The sequence below is a fragment of the Metabacillus dongyingensis genome (assembly GCF_019933155.2).
In the GTDB taxonomy this organism is placed as follows: domain Bacteria; phylum Bacillota; class Bacilli; order Bacillales; family Bacillaceae; genus Bacillus_P; species Bacillus_P dongyingensis.
This window is the reverse complement of record NZ_CP082944.1, coordinates 4121968-4146864: the sequence shown is the minus strand read 5'-3', so window position 1 is coordinate 4146864 and position 24897 is coordinate 4121968. Positions and strand designations below refer to the sequence as shown.

At 39.5% G+C, this 24897-nt stretch carries 17 protein-coding genes; 5 read left to right on the top strand and 12 right to left on the bottom strand.

What is annotated here, in order from left to right; translation table 11 throughout:
- Positions 1-2 precede the first annotated feature (2 nt).
- Positions 3-1331: a 5'-deoxyadenosine deaminase gene (locus K8L98_RS20595; protein WP_223437684.1), complete on the bottom strand. Its 1329-nt coding sequence runs from the start codon at positions 1329-1331 to the stop codon at positions 3-5.
- A 209-nt stretch (positions 1332-1540) separates the two neighbouring features.
- Here K8L98_RS20595 and K8L98_RS20590 point away from each other — a divergent pair, with 209 nt between their 5' ends.
- A complete protein-coding gene (locus K8L98_RS20590; RefSeq protein ID WP_070875820.1) occupies positions 1541-1759 on the top strand; it encodes a Rok-like winged helix domain-containing protein in 219 nt (72 codons plus the stop codon).
- Between the two features lie 274 nt (positions 1760-2033).
- On the opposite strand, the gene K8L98_RS26615 is transcribed toward K8L98_RS20590, so the two are convergent.
- Positions 2034-3455: a TerD family protein gene (locus K8L98_RS26615; protein ID WP_275976723.1), complete on the bottom strand. Its 1422-nt coding sequence runs from the start codon at positions 3453-3455 to the stop codon at positions 2034-2036.
- A gap of 208 nt (positions 3456-3663) precedes the next feature.
- Between K8L98_RS26615 and fabF the strand changes: the two genes are divergently transcribed.
- Positions 3664-4899: a beta-ketoacyl-ACP synthase II gene (gene fabF, locus K8L98_RS20575; RefSeq protein ID WP_223437682.1), complete on the top strand. Its 1236-nt coding sequence runs from the start codon at positions 3664-3666 to the stop codon at positions 4897-4899.
- A gap of 128 nt (positions 4900-5027) precedes the next feature.
- On the opposite strand, the gene K8L98_RS20570 is transcribed toward fabF, so the two are convergent.
- Positions 5028-5927, bottom strand: a complete 900-nt coding sequence (locus K8L98_RS20570; protein ID WP_223437680.1) for an NAD(P)/FAD-dependent oxidoreductase — start codon at positions 5925-5927, stop codon at positions 5028-5030.
- 346 nt (positions 5928-6273) lie between these two features.
- On the opposite strand from K8L98_RS20570, the gene K8L98_RS20565 reads away from it, so the two are divergent.
- Complete coding sequence (locus K8L98_RS20565) at positions 6274-7398, top strand: acyltransferase (protein WP_223437678.1); 1125 nt, start codon at positions 6274-6276, stop codon at positions 7396-7398.
- A 41-nt stretch (positions 7399-7439) separates the two neighbouring features.
- Here the strand turns inward: K8L98_RS20565 and K8L98_RS20560 are convergent, their stop codons facing one another.
- Both K8L98_RS20560 and K8L98_RS20555 read right to left on the bottom strand, forming a co-directional pair.
- Positions 7440-8918, bottom strand: coding sequence for an ATP-binding protein (locus K8L98_RS20560; protein ID WP_223437676.1), 1479 nt, complete (start codon positions 8916-8918; stop codon positions 7440-7442).
- Between the two features lie 107 nt (positions 8919-9025).
- A complete protein-coding gene (locus tag K8L98_RS20555; protein ID WP_223437674.1) occupies positions 9026-10048 on the bottom strand; it encodes an FUSC family protein in 1023 nt (340 codons plus the stop codon).
- A 538-nt stretch (positions 10049-10586) separates the two neighbouring features.
- Between K8L98_RS20555 and K8L98_RS20550 the strand changes: the two genes are divergently transcribed.
- Complete coding sequence (locus K8L98_RS20550; RefSeq protein ID WP_223437672.1) at positions 10587-11483, top strand: sulfite exporter TauE/SafE family protein; 897 nt, start codon at positions 10587-10589, stop codon at positions 11481-11483.
- 24 nt (positions 11484-11507) lie between these two features.
- On the opposite strand, the gene melA is transcribed toward K8L98_RS20550, so the two are convergent.
- The 7 genes from melA to K8L98_RS20515 all read right to left on the bottom strand — a co-directional run bounded on the left by melA (position 11508) and on the right by K8L98_RS20515 (position 23449).
- Entirely contained in the window at positions 11508-12839 is a 1332-nt protein-coding gene (gene melA / locus K8L98_RS20545; RefSeq protein ID WP_223437670.1) for an alpha-glucosidase/alpha-galactosidase, read from the bottom strand.
- A 43-nt stretch (positions 12840-12882) separates the two neighbouring features.
- Positions 12883-13713: a carbohydrate ABC transporter permease gene (locus K8L98_RS20540; RefSeq protein WP_223437668.1), complete on the bottom strand. Its 831-nt coding sequence runs from the start codon at positions 13711-13713 to the stop codon at positions 12883-12885.
- On the bottom strand, positions 13713-14552 hold the full coding sequence (locus K8L98_RS20535; protein WP_420828882.1) for a carbohydrate ABC transporter permease: 840 nt from the start codon (positions 14550-14552) through the stop codon (positions 13713-13715). Before K8L98_RS20535 ends, K8L98_RS20540 begins: the two co-directional genes overlap by 1 nt.
- Positions 14553-14732: 180 nt before the next feature.
- Positions 14733-15989 carry an ABC transporter substrate-binding protein gene (locus K8L98_RS20530; RefSeq protein ID WP_223437663.1) on the bottom strand — a complete coding sequence of 419 codons (1257 nt, stop codon included), beginning with the start codon at positions 15987-15989 and terminating at the stop codon, positions 14733-14735.
- A 327-nt stretch (positions 15990-16316) separates the two neighbouring features.
- Positions 16317-17348: a LacI family DNA-binding transcriptional regulator gene (locus K8L98_RS20525; RefSeq protein WP_223437661.1), complete on the bottom strand. Its 1032-nt coding sequence runs from the start codon at positions 17346-17348 to the stop codon at positions 16317-16319.
- A 315-nt stretch (positions 17349-17663) separates the two neighbouring features.
- A complete protein-coding gene (locus K8L98_RS20520) occupies positions 17664-18911 on the bottom strand; it encodes a helix-turn-helix domain-containing protein (RefSeq protein WP_223437659.1) in 1248 nt (415 codons plus the stop codon).
- A gap of 329 nt (positions 18912-19240) precedes the next feature.
- Positions 19241-23449, bottom strand: coding sequence for a S8 family serine peptidase (locus tag K8L98_RS20515; protein ID WP_223437657.1), 4209 nt, complete (start codon positions 23447-23449; stop codon positions 19241-19243).
- Between the two features lie 594 nt (positions 23450-24043).
- Here K8L98_RS20515 and K8L98_RS20510 point away from each other — a divergent pair.
- On the top strand, positions 24044-24829 hold the full coding sequence (locus K8L98_RS20510) for a 3D domain-containing protein (protein ID WP_223437655.1): 786 nt from the start codon (positions 24044-24046) through the stop codon (positions 24827-24829).
- Positions 24830-24897 lie beyond the last annotated feature (68 nt).

The following is a 24897-nucleotide window of genomic DNA, read 5'->3' as shown; positions in this document are numbered from 1 at the left end:
CACTAAGTCAATGCCGCTCTTTTCAGCAGGCGATGAATGGAGCGGTTGGCTTCTCTTAATATGACTTCCTTATTCATTGTTTTCATGAATCCGTTTTCCATCACGATTTTTCCATTAATGATTGTTGTCTCAACATCACCTCGTCCGGCAGAGTAAACAATTCTTGAAATTGTATCTGCTTCTGAAGGGTATGTGTGGAACTGATTGAGATTCAGAATGACCATATCTGCTTTTTTCCCAATCTCAAGGCTGCCGATTTCATCTTCTAAGCCAACGGCCTTTGCTCCGCCAATCGTCGCCATTTTAAAAACCGTTTTCGCATCCATGGCTGCAGGGCCATGAATCGGCTTTTGAAGAAGGGCAGCAAGCCTCATTTCATTAAACATATCCAGGTTATTATTGCAGGGAGCACCATCAGCTCCAAGACTTAAACTCACATTCATATCGAGAAGTCCCTTTGTATCTGCTACACCGGAAGCGAGTTTAAGATTTGAACCGGGACAATGGCTTACATGTATGCCGCGTTCTTTAATAATCCGCTTCTCATTCTCATCCAGCCAGACGCAGTGGGCAAGAATAAGGCGTTCATTCGCAAGACCGAGATGATCTAAATAGACGATGTTTCTCATGCCTGTTTCTTCAAGAACGATCTTAATTTCTTCTTGATTTTCAGAAGCATGTGTATGTACTTTCACATCATATTCAATCGATAATCCTCTTACTTCCTTTAACAGCTGCTCTGTGCAGGAAATGACAAACCTCGGAGAAAAAGCATAACGGATCCTGCCGTTATCATATAAATTCCATTTCGCAAGCAAATCAACACTTTCCTGGATTGAGGTCTCCGTTTTCTCTCTAAGTCCTGCCGGCACGTCAAATCCTTTATCCATCATGACTTTTCCTGATAACGCACGTATTCCGCTAGCAGCAATGGCCTGAAAAGCAAAATCGGTATGGTGTACGGTTTCCATATCAACGATGGTTGTGGTACCGCTTTGAATCAATTCCCCAATTCCAAGCATCGCAGAATAATAGACAGATTCCCCGTCATGGGATGCTTCAAGAGGCCAAATTCTTTTTTTCAGCCAATCCAATAACTCAAGATCGTCTCCTCTGCCGCGGAATAGAGTCTGGCATAAGTGAATATGTGTTTGAACAAACCCCGGAATAATAGTCCGCCTCGCAGCATCAATGACTTTTTCAGCAGGGTTCTGCAGATTGGTTCCAATCGCTGCAATCAGATCATCTTTTATGAAAATATCTCCTGTGAAAATATCATTCTGTTCATTCATTGTAATGATCTCAGCATTTTTAATAAGAAGAGAGCCCATAGAAAACCTCCGCCTTAAAGTGACATGAATTCATTATATGCAACTTTCTGAGTGAGAATTTTATAAAATAAGAGGTAATAAAAAGTTAATATAGGAATATAGTAAAAATATGAATCAACGCTTTAACGTTTTAAAACGTTGTAGATTTAAGGGGGATTTCCAAGTAAAATAGAAAAAATAGGATTTTTATCAGAAGGGGATGGAGAACTGTGAGATATACAAAAAAAGAGTCAAATGAATTGATTGCAGCTGCTTTTCACCTTTTAAGGAACAGAAAAGTAGCTACTCCTAAACAAATTGCAGATGATCTGGAAGCACAAACGGGCAAAAGGGTATCGTCTCCCTCCGCGTTTATGGTAAAGGTTATCGAGCGCTATCCTTCTGTCGTAAAACCAAGAAGAGGGGTTTATATGATCAGGGAAGGATAAATTTTTTTCTGATTTTCTCTTATTCTACTATAGAAAAATCAAAAGTACTCTAAATGCGTGAGAAAAGGTAACAGACTATTTTTAAGTGAAAAAGAACCCCTGATCGATCAGGGGTTCCATTTTTTTATGGATAAAAAAGTATATAGGTTTGCTTATTCATGTCTAGCTCCAGCGACTAGCACCTGGTCAGAACATCTCCTCCAATAAAGTCAAAACCGGACTTATCCGCCGATCCTTATCTGCCTATCGGAGCAGACCGAGGCCATCCGCTTTTTTAAGAAAGAAATTCATTCGGATTCAATCCGAGTTCATTGCAGATATCAGCTACCACTCTTTGTTCATTGTGGTCGAAATGACCGTCAGCATAGCCAATTGCGATGCAGTAGCGTGCAACAAGTCTTGCAATTTCAGGCTTTGATCTGACTTTGCCAAGTGCTTTAAATGCTTCAGCACGGCCGATCATAGGATCCCTTTCAATGCGCTGTACATATAGATTGAACTGCTGAATGACTTTATTTGTATCAAAAACGCGCAATTCCTCACTCTGATTCACAAATTCCATCATTTTTTGGCGTTCTGCCGGATCTAATCTGCCATCTGCCATTCCTACTAGTGCGCATGCGGAAACTACAGCTTCAAGCACATCCTGGCTCTTGTATTTCTGAAACAATTCCATTGCTTTTCTTTTTTGCTGGTTGGCCCAGTCTGCATAATCCGTCTGATTTGGAGACCAGGAATTTCCGCAGCTGTTGCATGTGAACTTCAGCTTGTTTTTTCCGATAAATCCTCCCAATAATCCGACAGGACCAAGAATTAATCCGCCGACAGCCGCTTTACCAAGACCAAATCCTTTTTCGCCTGTCCGGACATTTGTTGAATGACAGCGGATACAGCTGATGTTCTCGCCGCTGTATGTCTGTGATCCTTGAGCAGGAGGCTGAGAATTTGTTTGACCATGCGCAGGTTGACCAAACGATGGAGTTTGCTGATTATAGGACGGACTCTGCTGTCCAAATGCCTGATTCTGCTGCCCGTATACTGGTGAAGGCTGGGAGTATGAAGGCTGAGCCTGGTTTTGCTGAAATCCTTGTGAATGAATTCCTGCCGCTGGTGCAGGCTCATCATCAACAGATACCCCGAAATTGCGGCACAATGCTGCAAGGCCGCCTTGGAAGCCGCTTGCAATCGCATTGAATTTCCATTCGCCGTTATGTCGGTAAAGCTCTGCTGCCACAATCGCTGTTTCAACTGTGAAGTCTCTGCCAAGATTAAATCGAATGAGCTCTTCATTATTAGCAGGATTAAAGATTCGCACATATGCATTTTGGACTTGTCCGAAGTTTTGCTGCTTCATTTGTGCATCATGAATTGTGATTGTAAAGGCAATGCGGTGAATGGACTGGGGAACAGCTGTTAAATGAATCTGAATTTGTTCATCATCCTGATGTCCTGCACCTGTGCGATTATCACCAGTGTATAGAATCGAGCTATTTCCGCCGTTCGGATTATTGTAAAAAACGAAGTCAAGATCACTATTTACTTTGCCGGACTGTCCCAGCAAAAACGCCGAAGCATCGAGATCGTACGTAGATCCATGCTGGCTCACGTCCCATCCTAATCCTACAATGACATTCTGAAGACCAGGATTGGTCTTTGTTAAATCAACTTTTTGACCTTTGCTGAGCGTAACACCCATTCAATTGTTCACTCCTTAGGTAAATTTTAAATTATTTCAAAAATATGTAAAAATAGTAAATTCCCTTACTAATTAAATACTAAGTCTTTTAAACTATTTTTTCAATGATTAGCTGTTATTTCTTTAATAGAAGAGGATTGGTGGCAAGTGCCTGAAGCTTGATGGTAAAATAGTCTATACAGAAACATTTTCAGGGAGGGGATTTAGCATGAAAAAAAGAGTTGTTGTAACAGGTCTTGGAGCCATCACTCCGGTTGGAAATACAGCGGAAGAAAGCTTTGACCGCATTAAAAAAGGGATAAGCGGAATTGGACCCTTATCTCATATTGATTCTAGTATCTATAACGTGAAAGTTGCTGCAGAAGTAAAAGATTTTAAACCCGAAGAGTATATGGATATGAAAGAAGCGCGAAGAATGGGCAGGTTTACTCAGCTGGCTGTAGCTGCAAGCAAAATGGCTGTGAAAGATGCTGAGCTTACAATTGATGAAAACAATGCAGAGAGAGTCGGAGTCTGGATTGGTTCGGGCATCGGCGGTTTAGGAGAGTTTGAAGAGCAGCACATTAAATTTCTGGACAAAGGTGTAAGACGGGTAAGCCCCTTTATTATTCCAATGCTGATTCCTGACCTTGCAGCTGGGAGAGTATCTATTGAGCTTGGTGCAAAAGGAATCAACTCTTGTACAGTAACGGCCTGTGCGAGCGGGGCTAATTCAATAGGAGATTCCTTTAAAGTGATACAGCGGGGAGATGCGGATGTCATGATTACCGGCGGAACAGAAGCAGCCATTACTCCAATGACGGTTGCCGGGTTTTCAAATATGACAGCCTTGTCTGCAAATCCTGATCCTCAAACAGCCTCCAGGCCTTTTGATAAAAACAGAAATGGATTTGTTATCGGAGAGGGGGCAGGCATTTTAATACTTGAAGAGCTTAATCATGCACTGGCCAGGGGAGCCAAGATCTATGGAGAAATTGCCGGGTATGGGGCAACAGGTGATGCTTTCCATATTACAACACCTGCACCAGAAGGCGAAGGCGGTCAGCGTTCGATGATAATGGCGCTGCAGGATGCAGAATTAAAGCCTGAAGATGTAGATTATATTAATGCTCATGGCACAAGCACTCATTATAATGATCTTTACGAAACACAGGCCATCAAAGCCGTCTTCGGCCGTCATGCCTATAAGCTCCAAATTTCCTCAACCAAGTCCATGACAGGTCACCTGCTGGGTGCAGCCGGTGCTATAGAAGCTATTTTTTCTGTCATGGCTATTAGAGATAAGGTGATTCCGCCTACAATAAATTATGAGACAGCCGATCCTGAACTTGATTTGGATTACGTTCCGAATGAAGCAAGAAATCAGGACCTGAACACTGTTTTAAGCAATTCACTTGGATTTGGCGGTCATAACGTGACGCTTGTTTTTAAAAAATATAATTAGAAGTTAGCCGGCTGATGAGCCGGCTTTTCATATGCAGTTTATCCATTGATTTTCGGATATTATCAATGGATTTCAGCCATTTATCTCCCTATTTCCCCTTTTTATCTTCCATTTTTAAATGTATCCTGCTAAAGCAAACTCTTGTGAATCCAAATTGCAGCCTGACAGCCATCTCCCATGGCAATCGTAACTTGTTCAGAATGAACTCCGACATCTCCAGCAGCCCAGACATGCCGGACACTCGTCTCTTTAGTTCTTGGATTCACCACTACATGCTTGTTCTCGAGTCTTTCTGCTCCGAGCATTCCGGCCAATTCAGAATGAACAGTATTGCCTCCAAACGCAGCAAATGCACGGTCACCGTATATCCTTCTTCCATCAGAGAGCTGAACTCCTGTAAACGCAGAAGATCCATTTACTAATACAGAATCAATTGCTTCATCCACGCAGCCAATCCCTTCTTCACGCAATTTCATTTTTAGATCCTCAGGCAAATCTTCTTTTTCATGATTGATATAGGTAAGATCTTTTGTCCAATATGTAAGAGTGAGAGCCATATTAGCTCCAGAAGACCCTGATCCTAGCACCAATGTTTTTTTTCCCTGCACCTCATAGCCGTCACAGTCAGGGCAGACATAAATACTAATCCCAAGACATGGGTACAAATTAGGCAAGTGAGGCAGGCGATCAGTTAAGCCGGTAGCCAGTAAAATTCTCATTGCCTTATAACTCTCACCATTTTCTGTCTTCACATGAAAGATAGAATCAGCTTTACTGACACTTGTTGCATACCCATTTAAGAAATGAACACCTGACCGTTCTGCCTGTCCTTTACCAAGTTCACGAAGCGTTTTTCCGCTTACGCCCTCAGGCCATCCTAAAATATTATGGTAGCTCCTGCATAAAGAAGAACGGCCTGAACCTGAATCAATCACCAGAACCCTGCGATTATAGCGTCCAAGCTGTATAGCAGCCTGAAGACCTGCAATACCTGCGCCGATGATAATGCATTCGTATGTATTTTTCATTGATTAACACGCCTTTGTTGAAAAGATAGTGTTAGGATGTGTTAATTTTGAAATGTGATTCTTCAGGTTCATTAGCAATGATAACAAATTCCTTCATTTCTCATAAAAAAGAAACATTTACCAAATATCAATGACCATTCAACCGACTTTTTCAGAAGGAGTTTTTATGGGTATAAAAACTTACATACAGCCACAGTTGATAAAGCGCTTACAAAATAAAAACTTGTATCATATGTCACCTTTGCAGATTCCGTTCTAAAGAACGCTTTTTTACAAAAACAACCACTTGTATGATGATTCCAATTAAACTAAAATGGGACTTTAGAAAAAGGGAGGGAAAAAATGAATGTCTGCTCAGTCAACAGGTGCAACGAGTAAAAAAAGCAGAAATTACATTTTTGAGATTCATTTCTTAAGGGCATTTGCCTGCATCGCAGTAGTAGGAGTACATGTAACTGCGACACATTATTATGCTAATGAACAAACATGGCACTGGTTTACGTATTTTCTTAATCAGTTAGGCAGGTTTGGTACTACGACATTCGCTGTCATCAGCGGTTTTCTCCTTTTTTACCAGGTAAAGAGGAAGGGCTTTGAAATGGGAAGCTTTCTTAAATCACGCTTTTCTAAAATCCTGATGCCTTTTCTGATCTGGAGCTTGGTATACCGTGTTCTTACTTACCATTATGATAATCAGGCCGCCGGAGATCTTTGGGAAGAATTAAAGAAGATTCTGATGGGAGAATCTTTTTATCATCTCTATTTTGTTGCCATTGTTGTTCAGTTTTATTTTATTTTCCCTTTTATACAAAAGCTGTTTCGGACAAAGACGCTAATGCTTGTATTTGCATTTATTGCTCTCATAATCAGTTATAAATTTTTTGGATTTAACCCGGGAATAGAAGGGGACTTGGGAGAGTTTTTAGCCAGTAAAACATTTATGCCGATCTGGGTGTTTTATTTTGCATTTGGCGGTGTACTAGCTTACTTTTGGGAAGAAATTGTCCGTTTTGCAACAAAACGTCCTTGGCAAATGCTTGCTCTTGCTCTGATTATTTCTGCCGGAGCAGTTGTAGAGTACAAGGTGACTGGACAAGTATCAAACCGGAGGCTGACAAATTTGATCAACCTTCCGCTCCTATGTATTGCTACAATAGGCATATATCCTCTGCTGTCAAAGTGGAGAGTGATTAATAAATCGCTGAAGCTAATTGGGCAATATTCAATGGGTATTTATCTCATTCATCCGATGATCCTGTATCTATTTGCGAATCATATGCCGAAACATTATTGGACAGTAGCAAATGTACCTCTGATGTTTGCAGCGGTTATGCTGATTGCAGTCCTGTTTATCCGGATCCTGCAATTTATACCGCTTAGCGGCTTTATCATACCTGTACCGAAAATCAAAAAATCAAAGCGTACTGTTCAGTCAGAATTTGTTGAGAATAAAGTACAGAAGTCTGCATAAATGAAAAGTCCAGTATATAGCTGGACTTTTTTTAAATCCTTTTATTCTCCATCTGATTTGGCAGGAAATAAAAGCGTGAAGCATGTTCCTTTATTTACCGTGCTGGTTACCTCGATTTGCCCCCCGTGGTTTTGAACGATTTTATAGCTTACCATCAGTCCAAGGCCATTTCCATAAGACTTTGTTGTGTAGAAGGGTATGCCGAGTTTCTGGATTTCTTCATCTGACAGTCCAATTCCTGAATCTTGAATGGAAACCTTGATTTGTTTTAAATTTTTTTCAATGGAAACATAAATGTTCCCGCCTGCTGACATGGATTCAATTGCATTTTTCAGCATATTTAAAAAGACTTGTTTTAATTGATTGCTTTCCCCGAAAATGGAAACTTCATCAGACGGAATCGATAAGGAAATGACAACATTCTTCAAAAGCGCTTCAGGCTCTAATAGCTTTATCACACTCTTAACGATTTCCGAAAGGCTGCACTTGCTGAAATAAGTCGCATGAGGTTTTGCAAAAACCATAAATTCACTGACAATAAAATTGATCCGTTCAATTTCAGCTAAAATTGTATCCGCATATTTCATTCCGTCAAATGACTCGTCCAATAATTGGACAAAGCCTTTAATTGCGGTCATCGGATTACGGATTTCATGGGCGATGCCGGCTGCGAGCTCTCCTACCATTGATAATTTTTCAGCTTTGCGAAGCATATCCTCCGTTCTTTTCGTATCTGTAATATCATATTGAATGGAAATATGCTGATAGGTTTTTCCATGGTCATCTAAAAAGGGAACGATTGTCGTATCAACCCAATATTCAGAACCATCTTTTGCTCTGTTAAGAATTTCGCCCTTCCATACATGACCGTCTTTTATCGTCGTCAGGATTTCTTCGAAAAATGACGTTGGATGAAAGGATGAGTTTAAGAGATGATGATTTTGGCCGATAAGCTCTTCCTTATCATATTTTGAGATTGCGCAAAATTTATCGTTAACATATGTAATCACATCATTTTTATCTGTAATGGCAAAAATAGTGGCTTCATTCAGCGCTTTTTTGAGATCAGCAAGCTCCTTCAATGTAATCTGCAGATCTTTATTCGATTCATCCAGTTCAAATTTCGCCAATAGAAGATTTTCATGATAGTGGGTCAAAATAGAAGCGGACATCATCTGCAGCAGTGGATCAAGTTTTTTCAGAACCTCAAATATCGCAGACATGGGAAAGTCTGCTGAGTGTCTTTCAAGAAAATCAATTAGAACTTTCCGGACAACAGAGACGCTTTTCAGGGATGCATCTGTTGATGAGGGGGTGCTAATTAATCTTCCTGCAAATAATTTAGCATAGGACGTGAATTTATGCTCAAGCTCTTCTTGTTCACTGTGCAAAAAGTCCCCGATGATTTGATAAAAAGTCACAAGAATCGATTCATATTCTTTTAGGCTTGGAGAGAGCTCAATGGTTTTAGCCGCAAGGTCTCCGCCAGAAGCTTTGATTTTTTCGCAAAGGGTTTCCATTACTCATCCCTCACAACTTTTGATACCTCTTAAATTAGACATATAGTCGGAGATATCCTTTGAGTGAATGAAAAAAAGCCCAGTGAAGGGCTTTTTATTTCCTTATTTTATGTTCTTTTCACCAGCCGGTCGACAAGCTGATCAAGTCGCTGCAATTGGAACGCATATTCATAAATAGCTGAAGCAACAACAGTCAAACGCTGATTATTAAGCTTTTCAGAATCGGACTCCATCATTTGAATAAGGAATATTCTGCTTTCGCGGATCAAGGTGTCATCTTCGAACTGATCATTAACCTTAACTTTCCCCTCATACTTAAAGAGAAGATATTCATGCCACTTTATTAATTGTTCAATCTGGGAATCAAATAATTGATCGTCAACCATCGTGCTGCGGCTCTGAAAGTAATGTTCTTCAATGACTTTTAAGACATCTGCAGCCTGCTGAATGGTTTTCAGCATTTGTTTATAAACGACCAGCTCCCTTACATTCACCGGATTTACCTTTGCCATCTTTTCCCGTTCTTCGTCAAAGATATCGTATATATCCTCCAGTTTTTGAAGCTCGCTTCTAAATTCCTTTTGTTTTTCCTGAAAGTATTTCTCCGTTAATTCATCTGAGATGGCTGTCCTCATCAACAGGGACATGATTTCAAAAACAGATTGAACTTTTGCGTAGTAATTTTCTTTATACTTGGGCGGAAGAATCAGCAGATTAACAAGAAAAGCGGAAGCAATGCCTATCAATATAATCAAGAATCGATTCCAGACAAATAAGAAGTCTTCATTGCCGGGAGCGCTCATAATCGCCAAGACTGTTACTAGAGTCAGTGAAATGGTCGCTTCCATTTTGAACTTTAAGCTGATTAAAATGACAGAAATCACAACAACCCCGATTACAATCGGATTGCTGCCGAAAAAGAAAATGGCAAACAGAGCAAGCAAGGCTCCAAGTGTATTCGCCTGTACTTGATCAAGCACTTGTTTCCATGTCCTGTATATGGAGGGCTGAATCGTAAAAATAGCAGAGACTCCTGCAAATACTGAAGGCTCAAGCTGAAAGATAGAGCAGATAAATAAAGCAAGTGTAACTGATAATCCAGTCTTTAAAACTCTGGGTCCTAATATCAAAGGGGGAGACACTCCGTTTCTAATATCTTGTGTTCCACTTAGTTTATCAGATTTTCAAATCCAAGAAAAAATGAATTTGTTGAGTGCTGCCCCAACTTGTGAAGGATCAGGTCATGCTTTTAGTCGCGCTATTTGTGAAGGAATTGGCAGATCGCGTAAAAATTCAGGCTGAACGCGCCCAAATTTCCATGAGCGAACCCATATATAAGGTGAACGCGCACAAATTCCCCTGAGCTTGCACATATATAAGGTGAGCGCTAGAAAATGGCATGAGAGGCATGAATGGATTTTGATCAATAATGAATTAGACACATTCCCTGCTCAAACAAGAAAATGAGTGATCTTTTTGAAAAAGCAGCATTCACAAATGTAAAAGAGAGGGCGAAATAAAAAAAAAAATTAATCCTTGTAAACTCATAGGAATTATATATAATAAAATTACATTAAAAAATTTATAATAATCAGACTGATTGGATAACCAAAGGTCCTTAGCATTTTGTTAAGGGCCTTTTTCGTTTCCAAGTGGGGAGGAATTGCTTTGAGGAAATTAATTATTTTTGCTTTTATCGGTTTTCTGGCACAGCTTATTGATGGTTCTTTAGGAATGGCCTATGGTGTTACATCCACAACAATGCTGCTTACGTTTGGGATAGCACCGGCAGTTGCCTCTGCTTCCGTTCATTTAGCAGAAGTAGTTACAACGGCCGCTTCAGGTGCCTCACATATAAAATTTGGGAATGTTGATAAGCAGGCAGTCTACAAACTGATTATTCCAGGTTCTATTGGGGCCTTTGCAGGAGCAGCCTTTTTGAGCAATTTGCCTGGTGATTTGGCAAAACCCTTTATAGCCATCTTTCTTTTGGTATTGGGTCTTTATGTCATGCTGCGGTTCTTATTTCATTTTGAAGCACGTGAGCAAAGTGAATCTCTTCCACTAACACGGAAAAAATCGATACCTCTTGGGTTAATTGCCGGCTTTGCAGATGCTACAGGCGGCGGGGGATGGGGACCGATTGCAACTCCTGTACTTTTATCGCAAAAAGGGTCATCCGCACGAAAGGTTGTCGGAACGGTCGACACAAGCGAATTTGCTATCGCTGTTTCGGCTACCCTTGGATTTTTCATTGCACTTGGCTGGGAGCAAGTAAACTGGTACTGGGTTTTTGCTCTTATGATCGGAGGAATCGTAGCTGCTCCGATTGCAGCATGGCTTGTTAGAAAATTGCCGGCTTATCTTCTGGGTGTCCTTGTTGGAGGATTTATTGTTCTGACAAATTCAAGAACCCTACTAACTACTTGGGCTGTTGACGTTTCTGTAGTGTCATTTATTTACGGCTTCATTTTGATTGGATGGGCACTCGCAGTTGGATATGCGGTCAAGAGAAACCGGGTAAAGGTGGAGGAAGAAATCAGTATAGAAAAAAGGAGGGCTTAGGCTCCTCCTTTTTTAAATTCTTATTTACAGCGATTTAGAGACTGCCTTTGCTTTCTTAGCAAGATTTCTTCCTTTTGTAAACTTTGGCAATCGATCACCGTGCGCTTCTATCAGCTCAGCAGTCATATCCCAGATTTCGTTCAGTGACAAAACAGACGAGGTATGGGGATCAAGCATAACCGCTTGATAAACGTAGTCTATATTTCCTGTAAGAACAGCTTCAACAACTAACTGCTGGACATTAATATTTGTCATATTCATCGCTGCTAAATGAGGCGGCAAATCTCCAATATGAATTGGCTGGATTCCGCGTTTATTGACTAAGCAAGGTACTTCAACACAAGCGTTTTCCGGTAAATTAGATATGAGGTTTGTGTTCAGAACATTCCCCCAGATCTCCCTGTTGACACCCGTTTCGATGGAATGAATAATAGGTGCACCATATTCGTGGCTTTTTTCAACCTCAAAAGATTCATTTCGGTTAATGATCTGCTTCATCTCATCAAAATGTTTAAGGTTTTCTTCACTTCTTCTAATGTATTCATCGATTGGAATATCAAAGTCCTTTATTAAACTGTCACGTTTAATAAAGTATGGGGTATATTCTGACATATGTTCGCTTGATTCAGTAATAAAGTAGTTTAATCGTTTCATCATTTCAAACCTTACTTTATCTTTTGCAAAAATTTCTTCTTTTTCCATGCTTTCAAAAAGGTCTGGGTATAAATCTTTTCCATTTCGCTTAAGCTCTAAAAACCAAGCCATATGATTAATGCCTGCTACCTTATATTCTAACTCATCTACCGGGAGGCCCAGATAGGATGCCAATTCCTCAGCTGTATTTTGAACACTGTGGCAGAGGCCGACGGATTTAATCGGTGTCGCCTTTTGGATTGCCAGCATGAGCATGGCCATAGGGTTCGTATAATTTAAGAGAAGGGCGTCAGGGCATACCTCTTCCATATCTTTGCATATATCAAGAAGGACTGGGATTGTGCGCAATCCTCTAAAAATTCCGCCTACTCCGAGTGTATCTGCAATTGTTTGTTTTAAACCGTACTTTCTAGGAATCTCAAAATCAAGCAAGGTAGATTCATGCATTCCGACCTGTATTAAATTCAGTACATAATCAGCATCAGCAAGTGCCTGTTTTCTGTCTAAATAAGCCTCGACTTGTGCCAGGTTTCCATTTTTCTCAATGATTGATTTCGTCATTTTTTCTGCTGTCTGAAGCCTCTCCGCATGAATATCCGTTAAAGCAAAAGTGGTTTCCTGTAATTCTGAATAACTTAAAATATCTGAGATTAAACGTTTTGCAAAAACAACGCTGCCTGCACCTATAATAGTAACTTTCATTGATAGTTCCTCCTATATTTACGTTATTTGATACTCTAAGTCATTAACCTTTAACAGATCCTGAAGCTAATCCTTTTACAAAATGTTTTTGCAAAAGCAAGAAAAGAATGGCCATTGGGGCGACTGCCATGATGGCAGCTGCTGCAACGAGATTAAGATTATTTGCATTTTGTCCAAAGAATCCTGCCAGTGCTACAGTCAATGTCTTCACTTCTTCGGCCTGAAGGAAAAAGATGGCAAATTGATAATCATTCCATATATAAACACTGGAGATAATTAAAATCGATGCAGTAACAGGTTTTAATAATGGAAATACGATTTTAAAAAAGATTACCAGTGTATTTGCACCATCGATTTTAGCTGCTTCTTCAAGCTCCTTTGGCACCGTTGAACGGATGAAACCGGCATATAGAAAAATGGCAAGAGGCAAATAAGCAGCGACATTATTAAAAATCGCAATTTCATGCGTATTCATCATTCCGATATCAACAACAAGCTGATACAGAGGCACTAGTGCTGTTAAAGGGGGAATGACCATTATCGCGATGAAAAGCATGTAAACAAATTTGTTTAATTTCGTCTGCCTTCTGGCAAGAGCGTAAGCTGCCATAGATCCAAAAAAAATTAGCAGCAATGCTGAAAAAAATGTAATAACACTCGTATTAATAAATGCATTCCCCAGATTTGCCATATTCCAGGCTTCAGTAAAATTTTCAACAGTAAAATAATCTGGGAAAATCCATTTTGAAGTAAAGTCTCCCTTTGCTTTTAAAGAGGTCGTGATTAAAATGTAAAAGGGAACTAAATGAAATAAAGCAATCAAAGATGCAATAATTGACAAAACAGCCTTTTTTCTCTTATTCATATAGTCCATTAGGCTTCGACCTCCTTGCGTTTAAAATACATCAGCGCTGCAAGACTGATCACTAAAATAATGACAGCCATTAAAATACCTTGTGTTGCTGCATATCCAGCATCCTGTCTATTAAAATAAAGATCGTACATAAAAGTAGACATCGATTGTGAGGCATTCCCCGGTCCGCCGTTTGTAAGTGCAACGATGACATCAAATAATTTTAGACCTCCGATAATATTCAGCACCATATTGATTGTTATAGAAGGCATCAACAGCGGCAATGTAATATTTTTAAATTGCTGAAGAGAAGATGCACCATCAATTTGCGCAGCTTCATAGAAATCTTTGGATATGCTCTGCAGTCCTGCAAGATAAATAATCATAGCAACACCGACAAACTGATACGTATTCACAAATACAATGATCCAAGTATTGATTGCAGGGTCTGCTAATGCATTAATTTTATCTAATCCCAGAAAAACCAGTACGTCATTTAATGCTCCTCCCTGAAAAGAAAAGAAGAAATACCAGATGTATCCCATGATTAAAGGACTGATGATAACCGGCAAGTAGATAATCGTCCGTGTAATAGAACGCATTTTAATGCTTTGATTCAAGAGCAGGGCATACAAGAGTCCAATGATATTTTGGAAAAATGTACTGCCGAGTCCATAAAGCAGGGTATTTTTCACAATAAGCCAGGTATCAGGATCCTGCAGCATGCGCAGATACTGACTGAATCCAACATAATCATAGGTTTGTGAAAATCCATTCCAGTTCGTAAACGATATCTTCAAACCATTAAGAAAAGGATATAGAATGAAAAAACTGACTGCAAAAAGGGCAGGGAGGTACATCCACCATAAAGAGGATTCTTGCTGTTTTTTTAATCTGCTTTTTAATTTTGATTTCGTTATAGCTGTTTTTTGCGTTTCGACTCCAATCATTATCCTTCCAACTCCTATTTAAGGCATTTGGGATTTAATTGAAAGGGGCAGAATGCTGTCTGCCCTTTCCGGATCAGCAACATCAAACGTTTATTTTTGATTTAATAATCGATCGTATTCTTCACTCATTTTGTTTGAAACCTGTTTTGGCGTCATTGTTCCAGTTAATAACTCTTGACCAGTTGCTCCCATTGGATCCCACATTCCGCTTGGCAAAAAGACTCTGTCAAAGTAGGGCTGTACCTTTATGTCTTTATATTTTTCGAAGTATTCAGAATAATAATTTTTGGATTCAGTGTTTGTTAAACCTGGAGGAAGAGATGTTCCTTCAGCAATCTCTTTTACAATTTCAGGCTGTGATATAAATTCAATGAATTTTTTTGCCTCTTCTTTTTTCTTTGAATCTTTCCAGACAGCTAAGGTATGCCGTTCCCCGCCAATCCAGCTTTGCTCATCACCTTCGTGAATAGCGGGCATAGGGATGACTCCAAGCTGTACGTCAGGATTAAGCTCCTCCACTGAAGGTCCAAGCATCCCCCCGCCGATGATAAACCCAATTTTATTCTGAGCCATCAGTTCAGTCATTTGATGGTTTTGTGCAGTTAAAACATCTTCATTAAGAAGTCCCTTATCAAACATTTCTTTTAGCTTCTCTGGCAAATACGTATAATTCGACCAATCAAACGAACCATCCAGCAATTCTTTTTCAAAGTTATTTTCCTTGTCTGTAACTAATAATGGGGTAGAGAACTGATCAAAGAATTGTCCAAATGCAGACTTGTCTGATCCTGCAAACCATAGAGGTGTCACTTCTCCATTGCTTTTCTTTTTAATCGTTTCAAGTGCTTTCATAAATTCATCAAAAGTAGATGGCGGTTCTATCCCGTATTCCTCTAATAAAGTCGCATTATATGTAATACCGTCTTTTGCTTGGTTTAGAGGATAGGCATATACTTTACCTGAATCGTCTTTAAGAATCGGATTTAAAGCAGGATCAAGAGACTCAGCCCAAGCCATGCTGCTTAAATCTTCTGTATATTCACCGTAGCGATTTTTAGCCCACCCATGTGTATCGAATAGGTCTGGCATATCATTTGCTGCCATTTTTACACGAAGCATGCCTTCATACCCATCAGCCGGATAATTTTCTTTTATATCAATATCCGGATTTTTGTCTTCGAATTTTTTAATGACTGCTGTAAGGGTTTTTTGATCAGATTCATTGGTTACTGTTGAGAAAAGTGTCAATTCCGTTTTTCCATTACCGCTTGATCCTTGGCTGCTGCAGCCTGACGCTATTGCAGTCATAGCTGCTGTAAGAATAAATGCCTTGAATAATTTCTTCATAAAAAGGCCCCCAAATTCCTTTAGTATTAGCACAAACTAAATTCTTCATTTTTAGATAAGCATTTCAATTCCACAGCTAAAAGAGAAAAATTTGTAATTCTTGATAGTAGAATGGGGCTACTATATAATGATAGTGGCTCCATCGATTAGGAGTTAAAGTTTAATAGTCCTGTAGATTTGTGATTGGCCGTCACTGTTATTTTCTGATTTAATAAAAATTAGAAGTCAGGACTATTAAGCTTCTAATTGTCACCTCTGTCTGCAGATTTCCTCCCAACGCATCACCTCCTTATCAATTTTAATATGGAAACTTATAAATTTTACTTTTCATGTAGCATCTTGAGACACTCCGCAGCTCTGCCTTATGATTAACTCCGTAGATACGGTCACTTTTAACGGCATCTTTCTTCCATGAATCCTATCTATTAAAAGTTTAACTCCTGTTTTGCCCATTTCTTTTGTATGAACTTTCACTGTCGTTAAAGGGGTACTGCAGAATTTGGCCATTTCTATGTCATCAAAGCCAATGATGGCAACATCATCAGGCACGGAGAGGCCTGCTTCCTGAACAGCTCTTAATGCTCCAATTGCCATGGGATCACTTGAAATGAAAAAGGCTTTAGGATAAATAGGATTGTTCAATGCTTTTTTCATAAGTTCATATCCGGATGCCATTGTAAATTCACCTATAAAAATAGACTCCTGATTAAGTATTCCTTCTTTTTCCATGATTCGCTCAAAGGTAATAAGCCGCTGATTTTCAACCACTACCTTTGCATGATTTAAATGCTCACGCTCAACTCCTCCAATAAAGCCTATTTCTGTGTGTCCAGCATTCAGGAAATGCCTCAATGCTCTTTCAGTCCCTTTTTCAAAATCTATGATGACAGAATCGTAGAGGTCTTCATCGGGTGAATGATTGACATAAACGACGTTATCACTATGGTTACTGATCATTTTTAATGCCTGATCATTAATAATTCCAACAACTAAGATACCGTCTAAGTCGCGAACCATCTGATTCGTCTCCATGTCATATAATCTGAACATAGCGCTATTGTTGATTCCCTGGTTTTTCAGCTCTTCTTCAATTCCTTGCCTGATGGACAAAAAATAAGGATCATTCAGCTCTTCTTCTAATGATTGGCAAAGCACGATGCCTATACTAAGGCTTTTTTTTTCTGTTCGTTTTGTAATTCGGCGTTCATAGATTGTCTTATACCCCAGCTCCTTGGCGGCTTCAAAAATCCGCATCCGGGTTTCCTCTTGTACCGAAATCAATTTGTCATTATTCAGCACTCTAGAAACTGTAGAAGCCGATACATTGGACAATAAGGCAATATCTTTTATAGTGGCCATCTGTATTACCTCTCATCGGCTGTTTTATTTTTAGTAATAAAATCAATATATTTACTAAATTGTTTACTAAGAGAATGATACCAAATTATGAAAAGGCTTACAATAATTATTTTTATTTTTCTGATAATTAAAGTGTTTTAAGGTTTAAAAATGCTGATGTTACAGGTTTTGTATAAATGGAGAAAAAGAATGATATATTTTTATTTACTAAATTATTTATCAAACTTAAAATAATTATAGAAAGATACAAGGTTAACAGAGGAAGAGAAACAACAAAAACCCCTTTTAATAAGGGGTTTTTTCATCCGGAGAAATTCATTCATAATCATAAAAACTTCTTTTGCCTTTAAGCAAGGATTCAGCGAGATTTAAAGCTTTTTCCGTTTCATTGTGTTTTAAAAAGTAATGGAATAATTTCTTCTCGTAATGATCAACAAGGATATTATAGCCGCTGTCGCGAAAATGGTTTAGGGCAGTTGATTCTATATATTGATAATAACGGATTTCCTGCTTTTGAAATAAGTAGAGCAGCAGCTGAAAATCAACAAACCTTCTATCATTTCTCTTTTTGCATAGCTGCAATCCTTCTTTAGCAAGTGAGATCAGCTCTGTCTCAGGCAATAGCTTTCCTTTGTGGCAGGCTGAAAGGTAGCTTTCGAATGTAGTTAAATAATGCGGGTTTTCAGTGGTAATGAGTCTCATTGCAGTCTGATAAATGTCAGATGCTTCTCTATATAATTTGCGCCTGGAGTGTTCAAACGCAAGGTTATGATAGAGCTTTGCCTTCCGGTCCTGTGCCTTACAGGCATCACACAGTTTCAGGAGGGAGTCATACTTTCGCTTCGTATCTTCAAAGTCATGAAGCTCCTTTGCGTTAAGCTGGGCGATCATAATAGTTTCAGTATCGATGATTCTTAAGATGTTTAACGTTCTGCGAAAGTAATGAAGGGCTTTTTCCGCGTAATAATAGGATGTTATATTTGAATGAATGGAGTGATAGGCAATCGCAAGGTGATAATAGAATTCATGATGATTATATTGTGTTTGGTCAATGCTTTTAAGAATCTGTATACAATCATTGAATTGCGCGCTCAGAAAATAATAGATTCCAAGGACATGCTTCAGAAGATTCTGTTCATATGCGGGAAGAGAGTGCTCCTGCTTGTTTAACGTGAAAATGAGCTGTTTCGCTTTTTCCAGCTGGTTTGTAAAAAGATAATATTTAGAAAGCAATAAGCGGTATAGAATTAAATAATCCGGCAAGTCCTTTAGCGTTTCCTGTTCGATTTCATTTTTAAGAATCTCCACTTCCTGTGTTCTTTGCATGATCATCGCTTCGTGCCATTCCGTCAGTTTTTCATTGAGTTTGTTATAGCGGATCACTTCTGTTTCCAAATCAATTTTTAATCTTTTTGATAGTAAAAAAGTGATCTCTCCTGAATACTCCGTTATGCCCCGTTCAATTTTACTTAAATGGGTGACAGAGCAAATGCCCTGTACGAGTTCACCTTGTGTGAATCCTTCTTTTTCGCGATAAAATTTAATCAGTTTCCCCTCTAACATTTGTTTCACCCCGGCTGCAACTTTTCTACTATTATAGAAAAGTTTTGAGAGTGAATCTAGCAGGACAGAAAAAAAGACTAATAAAAAACGTCTTCCTGTTTAAGGAAAGACGACTAAGAAATAATCTGTACAAATGATGCAATAAGCAAAGCGCCTGATATTCCAAAGATCAGGTCTTGTTTTGTCATATCCAATTTCTTTAATAGATTTATCATAATGGATTTCCCCTTTTATGTTTTTATATAAATAAGACGGTCCTTCTTTTTGATTTGTTTCAGAAATAAAACAAAAAAGAACAGCAGAATCTGCTGTTCTTTTTTTATCTAATATTAGCTGTTTTTAGGTGCAAGACCAATCTTCTTTAAAAATTCAGCAAGACCATTTTTGCCGATTTTCTCTTTCGGTTTGGCTTTTTCAGGTGCTAAAGCCCCAATTGCTAGGAAATTCTTTTCTATAAAACGTACGTCTGTTTCTCCAACGATACCGTCTTGGTCTATATCAAGGTTTGGATTGCTTGGATTTGTTTTGCCGTAATGATTGACTGCAATCTCGAGGTCACGGATATCAATCATTTCATCCCGGTTGATATCTCCAGCAAGATTTGTATTTGGATTGATTCTTTGGCTGATGCCATATAGCTTTCCATCTACCGGCTTGCTCAGCATTACTTTAGTTGCAGTTATTGTATGGCCGTTTGCTTCAATATAAACTGTATGGAAATCTTTAGAAACTGGGATTCCTGGAATTTTAAACTGGCCTCTTTCATCGATTGTTCCCGGATAGGTGCTGCCGTCAGCTGCTTTTGCGTATACTCTGAAGCCCATTTTACTGTAATCATTTTTATTCTCTAAATAGCCTCCCGAAGTCAAAAATGCTTCTGGGGAAATAGAACCCGTAACTTGTGAGTGTTTGGAGATGAAATTAAATCTTTCTAAGCTGTAAGCAGGCAAAATAGTCGGCTCCGTTTGTCCAGCTTTGATGTATGAAAGCTTAGTCACGTTGAAAAGTGCCAATGAACTGTAAAACGTATCATCGATTATCTTAAAGGTTACATCCAAGAATGGAAGATCACCGTCGAATCCTTTGAAGCCTTCTTTAGATAAGGAAGCTCCAACTTTTACGGATTTTTCGGTCACTTCTGCTTCATGAAGGTCTACCTTAACTCCTTTTTGCTTAGCAAGAGCATCGAAGGCTCTATTTACTTTTACACTTTGGAATTTAAAAATATCAGAGTACGTATTGTCAATTTCAAATTCACCGGACATAAATCGTTTCACATTATTCAAGTCAAGAGTCATCGTAATTTCACTGCCGATTTTCACACTTTGTTTGTTATAGCGGTTTGTTGCGTGCTCTGTGCCTTCTTTCATAAATACATAGTTAGGTGAAGCAAAAACATTGGCTGCAGTCGCAATATCCCAAGGGAAAATACGAAGCTGATAAGGCTTTGTTTCGTATTCTTCAGGAAGGACGCCGAATTTCGTATCGCCATTATCCTCAAGCTTCAGAAAGCCCCCAATAAACGGTCCGTTGTTTTCATAATAAGCAGCTGTATTTGATTTTTGTGTATAATCATAGCCTTTTGATGCGAGCAGATCCACAGTTGAATCTGTTATACTGCCGTGAACCCACAGTCCGCGGTAGCCATCTTCCTCTGTCAGCATGCTGTCGTCAATTTCCACAACACCCGGCTCTACATCAAGATCTACTTTAGGCGGAGTATTATCAACTACAGCAACGTTTGCAACGCTGTATGTTTTACCATCTTCATCATGACCGATCATTTCTAAAGAATATTCACCAGCAGGGACTCTTACAGGTGCCTCTGAAATAGGCTGGTCTTCATTTCCTGTAAATGGGAAAATAATTCCTCTAAAAGCAAGCCTAATGAAATATTCACGGTCCGGAACAGCGTTTGTTCCGTCGAAGCTTCCGGTTATACCTAATGGCTCACCCGTTTTTGCGTCTTTTAATACAAGATCAAACTGCTTTAATGGACTTTTCAGCTTAAAGATCATTGGAGAACCGGGTGATGCATATTGATGGAACTGCGTATCGTTTGTGACGGATGGCTGCAATAGTTCCGTATAGTCTATTCCTTTGTCAGTGACTCGGATCGCAAAAGGAACTTGAAATTTCTCTTCAGGATTTTGTTCATTCACTAAATGAATATATCCTTCGTAACGGCCGATTTCCGCGTTTTCCGGGACCGTAATTTTAGCTTGAATATCTTTCGTTTTTCCGGCTCCAACTTTAAGGGTATCTGGGACAGCTACCTGAATTTTATTTTCAATGGCATCCTGAACACCTTTTCTTGCTTGATGATATTCCACATCTGTACGGTAAGTCTGAGCTTTGCCGGTTTTGTTTACAATTTGGAGGGTTCTGCTGTCTTTCACTGCAGCTCCTTCTTTTGTATAGCGGGAACCATAACCGATCGATCCTGTAACTTCAGGAATGTCCACATATTCACCATTCTCAATATTTTCTGTCGTATCCAGCACTTTAACCGAAACTTTGGAATGTACCGCATTGTAAGCATCTACGCGACCGGCACCGACTTCAAAAACGGAATAATTCTGTTTAAGGTCATCAGCTGTATTCATAATAGCCGTTTTTACTTCAAAAGGATCAAGATCAGGATTCTGCTGCAGAACTAGAGCTGCTACACCCGTAATATGCGGAGCGGCCATAGAAGTTCCTTGCATCCGCGTGTATGCTGCTGTGTAGTCATTTCCGTCTTCTGGATGATTCATATACTCAGGATAAGTAGAGAAAATAGACACCCCTGGAGCAACAATATCAGGCTTGATATCGTAATTTCCGTTCACAGGTCCTCTTGAGCTGAAGTCTGCAAGGGAATCACCTTCTGTTTTTACTTCTTTTAACTCATTAAAGGTAATGGAGGATTCTGTTAATCCCTTGATTTTTTCACCGTCTGCTTTTGACAGCTGGAAGGTTGGAACGTACTTTGTATTTTCACCAATGTAGGTTGGAATGTCGCCATCTGCATTGTTGTAAATAATGACAGCCGCTGCCCCGGCATTCTTAGCATTTTGAACTTTAGCATCAAATGTCAGCACGCCGCGCTCAATAAGAGCGACTTTTCCATTGAAATCTTTTCCATCAAAATCTGCTGGGTTTCCAAGTCCTGCATAGATGAATGGCAGCGTTTGACCTTCAAGTTCATTTAACTGATCCGCAAAATTTTTGCCTAATAGCTTCATAGATTCAAAGCGGATGTCATTCACAGCAGCAGTAAATGACGGGATGGAAATGGCAGCGTCAGATGCACCGACTGAAATTCCAAAAGCACTGGTTCCCGGTGAACCAACCGTTTTTTCATTTGGTCCCGCGTTTCCGGCAGATACGACGGATACGACACCGGAGAGCATGGCGTTATTAATGGCTACAGATGTTGGATAGAGCGGATCATTGACTGAAGCTCCTAATGAAAGGTTGATAACATCCATTTCGTCGCTGACAGCTTTATCAATTCCCGCCAGCACATCTTCTGTATAACCGGATCCGTAAGGGCCTAAGACACGATATCCATAAAGGTCAACCTCAGGAGCAACTCCTTTAACTGCATAATCCACATTGTTTTTCTGCTGAGCTGCAACGGTTCCTGAGACGTGCGTTCCGTGAGAAGTGTAATAGGATGAGCCTGTAGATGGATTTATCTCAGGATCACTCGTTTCTTTCCAATCATTATAAGTTGTCTCCATTGGATCTGCATCATCGGCTACAAAATCCCAGCCTTTAACAGAAGCAGGATTCACGGCTGCCGGATTTTGTCCGGTCTGTGCTTTATATCCCTTGTAAGCACCGGCTAAGTCAGGATGTGTGTAGTCAATGCCAGTATCAAGAACTCCGACTTTAATTCCTGCACCTTTGATGTTTTCATCATGGAGCCTATCAACGCCAATTTGCGGAATACTGTCCGCCATTTTAGGCGAGATGCCTTTTGCTTCAGGCGGAAGCTCAAGCTGAACCTCTGCGTTGCTCCAGATTCGTTTAACCGTGCCCGAATGAAGCAGTTCCTCTACCGCAATGCCCGGCAGAGTCATTGATACACCATTAAAGGCATTTTTATACTCTTGTTTAATTTCTACTTCTGCCGTTTCGAAAAGAGCTTGTTTCTTTTTTGATTTGATGGAATTTACATAAGCTTTAAATTCTTTATGAGATGCCTCTACTTTTTCTTTTGCGGAGGTTAAGGAGATTTTTTTTCCTTTTAAGGCTTCTTTTTGAAGATCTACTTTAGCAGGTGCCTGGTTAAATTCTACGATGACTTGAACGAGTTCCGGGCTTGTTGTGTTTATCTTTGGATCAATTGTGAAGCCTGGGCCCACATCCAGCTGCTCAAGAGCTCTTCTTTGTTCTTCAGATAGATTGCTTAACACTTTTTCAACATTGCTGATCTTAGCTGTTTTGATAGGGTTTTCTGCGAGTGTATTGTACGGAATTGAGGCGGAGAGTAATAAACCCATCGCTAGTGTGCCTGTTATGAGCTTCTTGCCTTTATTATTTTTCATATATTTCCCCTTTGAATTTTTTATATTTGCGGGAAAAATCCCACTATTACAAAATTAATAGTATAGGCACAACAGTTTCTTTGTAAATTGGGGTAATTTAAGAGGGGATAGGCTTATAATTAATAGTTCTATTTGCATAAGAGATTAAGGGGAAACCAGACATCTAAGCTGATCTTCTCTGTTAATAAAAGAAGGTGTTAACAGAAGAACTAATTATAAAAAATAAGCCTATAGGTCTTTCAGGGTGTGAAATTACCCCAAAATTGGGTAAAAATAAGATGTTTCTTTAGGTAGAATCGGAAATACAGAAAGAGGCTTTTTATAAAACATCACTCTTTACTAAATGAACTTTCATAAATACTAAACTGGGCTAATATAACGAAACATTATAGTAGAATGGTGATTAATTAACTAGATTGCAAGGAATTTTTAAAGGAAAACAAGGAATAAAGTGGGAATTTTCAGTTTGTTAGTAAGGTTATTGTTATAGCGCTGTTACAATTGTAATGGATTTATCACCTCACTGTTTTTTATAAGCCTCCTTTTTGTGATAACATGGGAAACATTCGTAATTGCTGAAGGAGGAAGAAAAATATGAAAAAAACTATCTTTTCATTAGCGGCTGTAGCCGCTCTAACAACTACAGCAGGAATTAGCGCGCAAGCAGAAGAGGTCGTAGTAGATAAAGGAGACACTCTGTGGAGCCTATCACAGGAGCACAAAGTTTCAGTTGATGATATTAAAAACTGGAACAACTTAACATCAGACATAATTTTTGCAGACAATACATTAAAAATATCAGATGAAGAAGTATATACAGTTGTTGCAGGCGACACGCTTTGGAGCATCGCAGAGAAATTTGACGCTAGTGTAGAGCATATTTCTGAGAAAAACGAGTTATCAGGAGATGTCATCCACCCTGGTCAAGAACTAGTGATCTTCAGTGATGCTGACAATACAAGCCCAGCCCCAGCCCCAGCTCCAGAACCGAAGCCTGAAGCTAAGCCAGAGCCTAAGGATCAAAACCCTTCTGTAAATGAAGCTTCTGCAAGTGCTGTGGCAGAAAACGACGTCAGTGAAGAAGGCGTTGCGAAAGAATTAACCGTAACAGCTACAGCATACACGGCAAGCTGTGAAGGCTGCTCAGGAACAACTGCTACAGGCGTTGATTTAAAAGCGAACCCTGATAAAAAAGTAATCGCGGTAGACCCGAGCGTCATTCCGCTTGGATCTAAGGTATATGTTGAAGGCTACGGCTATGCAACAGCAGAAGATACTGGCGGTGCAATTAAAGGAAACCGCATTGATGTCTTCATTCCGACACAAGATGCTGCAGTATCATTCGGTAAGAGAGAAGTTAATGTGAAGGTATTAAATTAATAGATTAGCAGATTGATAATATGCGGCAGATCTCTCTATTGGGGATCTGCCGTATTTTTTATCGGCTA